Here is a 4,532-nt window from a genome sequence, read left to right on the forward strand (position 1 = left end):
CGACGCGTACCTGACCGACGAGCGCCGGCCGGTCGCGTCGTACCCCACGAACGCCGCGTACGGCGCGCACGAACCGGTCGTCGAAGCGGTGTACGTCGAGTCGTTGACGCCCACACACGGGGTCGACGACGCGAGGCGATACGGGTTTCCGGCCTCCCGGCTGGTCCGGGCGGAGACCGACAGCGACGCGGAGCCGAGCGGCCCGGAAGGCTGACCGTGGGAGAGCCGACCGTAGACGGAGGGGTCGAGTCGATCACAACACGTCGAGTGCGTCCTCGACCGGCATGTGACCGTCACGGACCGCCTCCAGAACCTCCCGGCGTTCCTCGTCGGGGTCGGTGTCGATCTCGTCTAACCGCACCTTCTCCGTCTCGCCGACGAACTCGGGGAAGTCCGTCCCGTCGGCGAGCGCGGTTTCCTTCTTCACTCGATAGGAGCCGGCGTCGGTCGTGTAGAGGTCGCCGGGGTGGAAGAAGTACCAGTCCTCGCGGTCGAACCGGACCGCGATCCGCGCCTTCGCGCCGAAGTTCCGCGCGAAGAACAGCAGGGCTTCCACTTCCTCCCCGGAGAGGTAGATCGGGTCGCCGGCGCTGGACTTCGCCTCGATCGCGTAGAACGTCTCGCCGTTCCCGGCGAGCACGTCCGGCAGCTCTCGCTCGGTCGCCGCGCCGCTGGCCGGCGCGCGCATCACCGCGAACCCGGCGTCGTCGAGCGCGTTGACGAGCTCGCGCTCGCGGCGGTCCCCCTTCCGGTTAGCGGACACGGTCGTCGTCACCCGGATTCGTCACGCACTTCTCTAGCCGCGAGGGGAGTAAAAGACCGACGGGTTGCCGCCGAGGGTTGCCCCAATACTGATTACCGTGTCGGTCGATCGTACACCGTCGAATGCCCGAAAAGCAGCCGATCCCAGACTGGGACCTCTCGGAACGAGACACGATAATCCTCCAGGAGCTCGCCCGCGATCCGCAGCTCACCTCCCGGGGGCTCCGAGATCTCCTCGCGGAGGAGCACGACATCGACGTCTCTCACGTGACGGTGAACGAGTCGATCCGACGGATGCGGGAGGCGGAGGTGTTCCGCGAGGCGCTCGTCCCCAACGAGGAGTACCTCTTTTTTTCACTGTTCGAGTTCCAGTTCAACCCCGAGGGGTTCGAGGACGGGTGGCGCGACGCCTTGGAGCATATCCGCTCCAGCAAGCACACGTTCATGTACTTCCTCTCGGACGGCGACTACCAGTGGAAAACCATCATGATGTTCAAGGACCGCGAACAGGAGTCGAAGTGGATCCACGAGTTCTACAAGGAACACGGCGACCTCGTCAACAACCTCCGCAACTCGGTGGTGACAAACGTGCTCAAGTTCGGGACGGACCCGGAGCTGTTCGACGTGTTCCACGAGGCGGAGTCGGACGAGGAGTGACACCCGTCAGTCGAACTCGCCGAACCGCGTGATCGGATCGAGCTCCTCCATCGGGGGGTCGTCGAAGGCGTCCCGTGCGATGGATCGGCGGTGAACCTCGTCGGCGCCGTCGACGATCCGGAACTGCCGGACGTTCTCGTAGAAGGCCGACAGGGGAAGGTCGCGAGCGATCCCGTTACCGCCACAGAACTGGAGCGCGTCGTCGATAGCCTCCTGTGTGACGTTGGCCGCGAACGTTTTCGCCATCGCCACCTCGATGCGTGCCTCGCTCCCCGCCGCGATCCGCCCGGCCGCGTGGCGGACCATCGTTCGGGCGGCGTGCAGCTCCGTCCGACGGTCCGCGATCCGGAACCGGGGGCCCTGCTTCTCGGCGAGCGGCTCCCCGAACGCCTCGCGCTCCGTCAGGTACGCCGTCGCGATGTCGAGCGCGCGGTCGGCCATTCCGGCGTACCGCATGCAGTGAGTGAGCCGGGCCGGTCCGAGCCGCTTCTGTACGAGCGTGAACCCCTCGTTCTCCTCGCCGAGCGTGTTCTCGACGGGGACGCGGACGTCGTCGAACCTGACCTCGGCGTGTGTAGTCCCGAGGAGTCGCTCGCCGACGTGCGGGATCGACCGGACGACCTCGACGCCGGCCGTGTCGGCGGGGACGAGGATCACGGAACAGCCGGCGTACGGGTGGGCCTCCTGGTCGGTTCGCGCGAACGTCAGGAACACGTCGGCTTCGACCCCCCCGGTCGTCCACCATTTATGCCCGTTTATGACCCATTCGTCGCCGTCCTTCTCGGCGGTCGTCGCGAGCATCTTCGGGTCCGAGCCGCCGCCCTGGATCGGCTCGGTCATCGCGAACCCGGAATCGATCTCCCCGGCGGCCAGCGGGCGGAGCCACCGCTCCTTCTGGTCGTCAGTCGCCGCGATCTCCAAGGTGTGCATGTTCCCCTCGTCCGGCGCGGCACAGCGGAGCGCGGCCGGCCCGAGCAGGCTACGTCCGGCCTCCTCGAACACGGGGAGCATCTCCCGAAACCCGAGTCCAAGCCCCCCGAACTCCTCGGCGACTTGTGGCGCGTAGATCCCCCGGTCGCGTGCCTCCTCGCGTAAGGACTCGATCGCCGTCTCGGGGATCCGGCCCCGGCCGAGCCGTTCACGCTCCACCGGGAGGACCGCCTCGTCGATGAACGATCGGACTGCCTCGGCGATCTCCGGGCCCCGCCCGATATCGTCGTATTTCATGGCCGAGCGTTAGTTAGCAATGTAAATAGTAGTTCCGGCGATTCCCGCCAAAAGCAATATATCCCCCGGCATGTATCCACGAATAAGGACAGAGTCGATTAACAATGTTATCCAAAAACCGGAATACCGTTTGTTCTCGTTCAGCAGCCTCGCACGGTCTTTGGAGGGCGTCATGAGCGACGCGGAGTACCTCGATCGGCTCGTGGACGACGAGTCGTTCGCGGCGTACCTGGAGGCGGAGTTCGGCCCGGCGGAGTCGTTCTCCGTCGAGCGTCACGCGGAGGGTCACTCCAACGAGACGCTGTTCGTCACCTGGGGGGACCGCGAGCTCGTCGTCCGGCGACCACCGCCGGGCGAGACCGCGGACACCGCTCACGACGTGCTCCGGGAACACCGCGTCGTCTCCGCGCTCGCCGACACGTCCGTCCCGGTCCCGGAGACCCTCCGTTCCTGTGACGACCCGTCCGTCCTCGGTAGCGACTTCTACCTCATGGAACGTGCTAACGGCGATGTCCTCCGCGGGGAGGAACCCGCCCGCTTCGGGACTCCGGAAGCGAGACGACGGGCGGGCGGAGCGCTCGTCGACACGCTCGCGGCGATCCACGGGGTCGACTACGAGACGGTCGGGCTCGCCGAGTTCGGCCGACCGACCGGCTACACCGAACGACAGGTCGACCGCTGGACCGCCCAGCTGGAGTGGGCCTTCGAGACGACCGCCTCGGTGCGCGAGGTCCCCGAGATCGTCGCGGTGGGCGAGTGGCTCGCGGACAACGTCCCGACCGAACACGACGAGACGCTCGTCCACGGCGATTTCAAGCTCGACAACGTGATGTACGGTCCCGGCACGCCGCCGGAGATCGTCGCCGTCTTCGACTGGGAGCTGTCGACGCTGGGTGACCCGCTCGCCGACCTCGGCTGGCTGCTGTTGTTCTGGTACGACGAGGGCGACCCGGAGCCCGCGATGCCGGACCTGATGTCGACGTTCACCGCTCGCGATGGGTACCCGACGCGCATGGAGCTGGTCGAGCGATACGAAACCACGACGGGGCGGACCTTCGAACACGAGCGGTTCTATCGAGCGCTCGCCGCCTACAAGATGGCCGCGCTCGGCGAGATGTTCCTCGCGCGCTATCACAACGGCGACAGCGACGACCCGCTGTACCCGAAGATGGAGGCGCGCGTCCCGGCGCTCGCCGAGCGGGCGCTGGCGTACGTGAACGGGGAAACAACCCGTCTCTAAAGGCGATCGCTTCACCTCTCAGACGCCGACGGAGCCGACTCGATCTGCGTGCCGGCCGATGATCGCCGCTAGCGTGCGGTCCACCCGCCGTCAGCGGCGAGCGTCTCCCCGGTGACGAAGCTCGCCGCGTCGCTGGCGAGGAACGCGACCGGCCCCGCGATCTCGATCGGCTCCGCGAACCGGTCGAGCGGCGTCCTGTCGAGGATCGACTGTCGCAGGCGCTCGTTCTCCTGGAGCGTCTCCGTCAGGTCGGTCGCGACGTAGCCGGGCGCGACCGCGTTCACTCGGACGTCCGGGGCCCAATCGAGCGCGGCGCTTTTCGTCAGCCCGACGAGCCCGTGTTTCGAGGCGACGTACGGGTGTTGTCTGGGGAGTCCGACCACGCCCGCGACGCTCGCGACGTTGACGACGCAGCCGCCGGCGTCGACGAGGTGTGGACCGGCGGCCCGGACCGTTCGGAACGCGCCGCGAAGGTTCACGTCGAGCACGGTGTCGACGGCGTCGCTCCCCACGTCCGCCGGGCCGCCGAGCGCGTCGTCCGGGTTGAACCCGGCGTTGTTCACGAGGACGTCGAGCGATCCGAGCTCCGCGACGGTAGTCTCGACGAGCGCCGCCACGTCGTCGTCGTCGGTCACGTCGGCCGTCA

At 67.5% G+C, this 4,532-nt stretch carries 5 protein-coding genes and 1 pseudogene; 3 read left to right on the forward strand and 3 right to left on the reverse strand.

Features of this window, described 5'->3' with window-relative positions; translation table 11 throughout:
• Positions 1-214: pseudogene (locus tag ACFQEU_RS11890) on the forward strand (SWIM zinc finger family protein); the annotation flags it as partial.
• A 39-nt stretch (positions 215-253) separates the two neighbouring features.
• On the opposite strand, the gene hjc reads toward ACFQEU_RS11890, so the two are convergent.
• Positions 254-775 carry a Holliday junction resolvase Hjc gene (gene hjc, locus ACFQEU_RS11895; RefSeq protein ID WP_379782399.1) on the reverse strand — a complete coding sequence of 174 codons (522 nt, stop codon included), beginning with the start codon at positions 773-775 and terminating at the stop codon, positions 254-256.
• A gap of 110 nt (positions 776-885) precedes the next feature.
• On the opposite strand from hjc, the gene ACFQEU_RS11900 reads away from it, so the two are divergent.
• Positions 886-1,419 carry a winged helix-turn-helix domain-containing protein gene (locus tag ACFQEU_RS11900; protein WP_379782401.1) on the forward strand — a complete coding sequence of 178 codons (534 nt, stop codon included), beginning with the start codon at positions 886-888 and terminating at the stop codon, positions 1,417-1,419.
• A gap of 6 nt (positions 1,420-1,425) precedes the next feature.
• Here ACFQEU_RS11900 and ACFQEU_RS11905 read toward each other — a convergent pair whose 3' ends face one another.
• Positions 1,426-2,646 carry an acyl-CoA dehydrogenase family protein gene (locus ACFQEU_RS11905; protein WP_379782403.1) on the reverse strand — a complete coding sequence of 407 codons (1,221 nt, stop codon included), beginning with the start codon at positions 2,644-2,646 and terminating at the stop codon, positions 1,426-1,428.
• Between the two features lie 172 nt (positions 2,647-2,818).
• On the opposite strand from ACFQEU_RS11905, the gene ACFQEU_RS11910 reads away from it, so the two are divergent.
• A complete protein-coding gene (locus tag ACFQEU_RS11910) occupies positions 2,819-3,886 on the forward strand; it encodes a phosphotransferase family protein (RefSeq protein WP_379782405.1) in 1,068 nt (355 codons plus the stop codon).
• 68 nt (positions 3,887-3,954) lie between these two features.
• On the opposite strand, the gene ACFQEU_RS11915 is transcribed toward ACFQEU_RS11910, so the two are convergent.
• A partial coding sequence (locus tag ACFQEU_RS11915) for an SDR family NAD(P)-dependent oxidoreductase (protein WP_379782407.1) occupies positions 3,955-4,532 on the reverse strand: 578 nt, incomplete at its 5' end.

The organism is Halorubrum tibetense (genome assembly GCF_042661865.1).
GTDB classification, from domain to species: domain Archaea; phylum Halobacteriota; class Halobacteria; order Halobacteriales; family Haloferacaceae; genus Halorubrum; species Halorubrum tibetense.

What these genes read in the sequence shown, in the direction of transcription:
- ACFQEU_RS11900 (WP_379782401.1), top strand. Translation starts at nt 886, where the DNA reads ATGCCCGAAAAGCAGCCGATCCCAGACTGGGACCTCTCGGAACGAGAC.
- ACFQEU_RS11910 (WP_379782405.1), top strand. Translation starts at nt 2,819, where the DNA reads ATGAGCGACGCGGAGTACCTCGATCGGCTCGTGGACGACGAGTCGTTC.
- ACFQEU_RS11905 (WP_379782403.1), bottom strand. Translation starts at nt 2,646, where the DNA reads ATGAAATACGACGATATCGGGCGGGGCCCGGAGATCGCCGAGGCAGTC.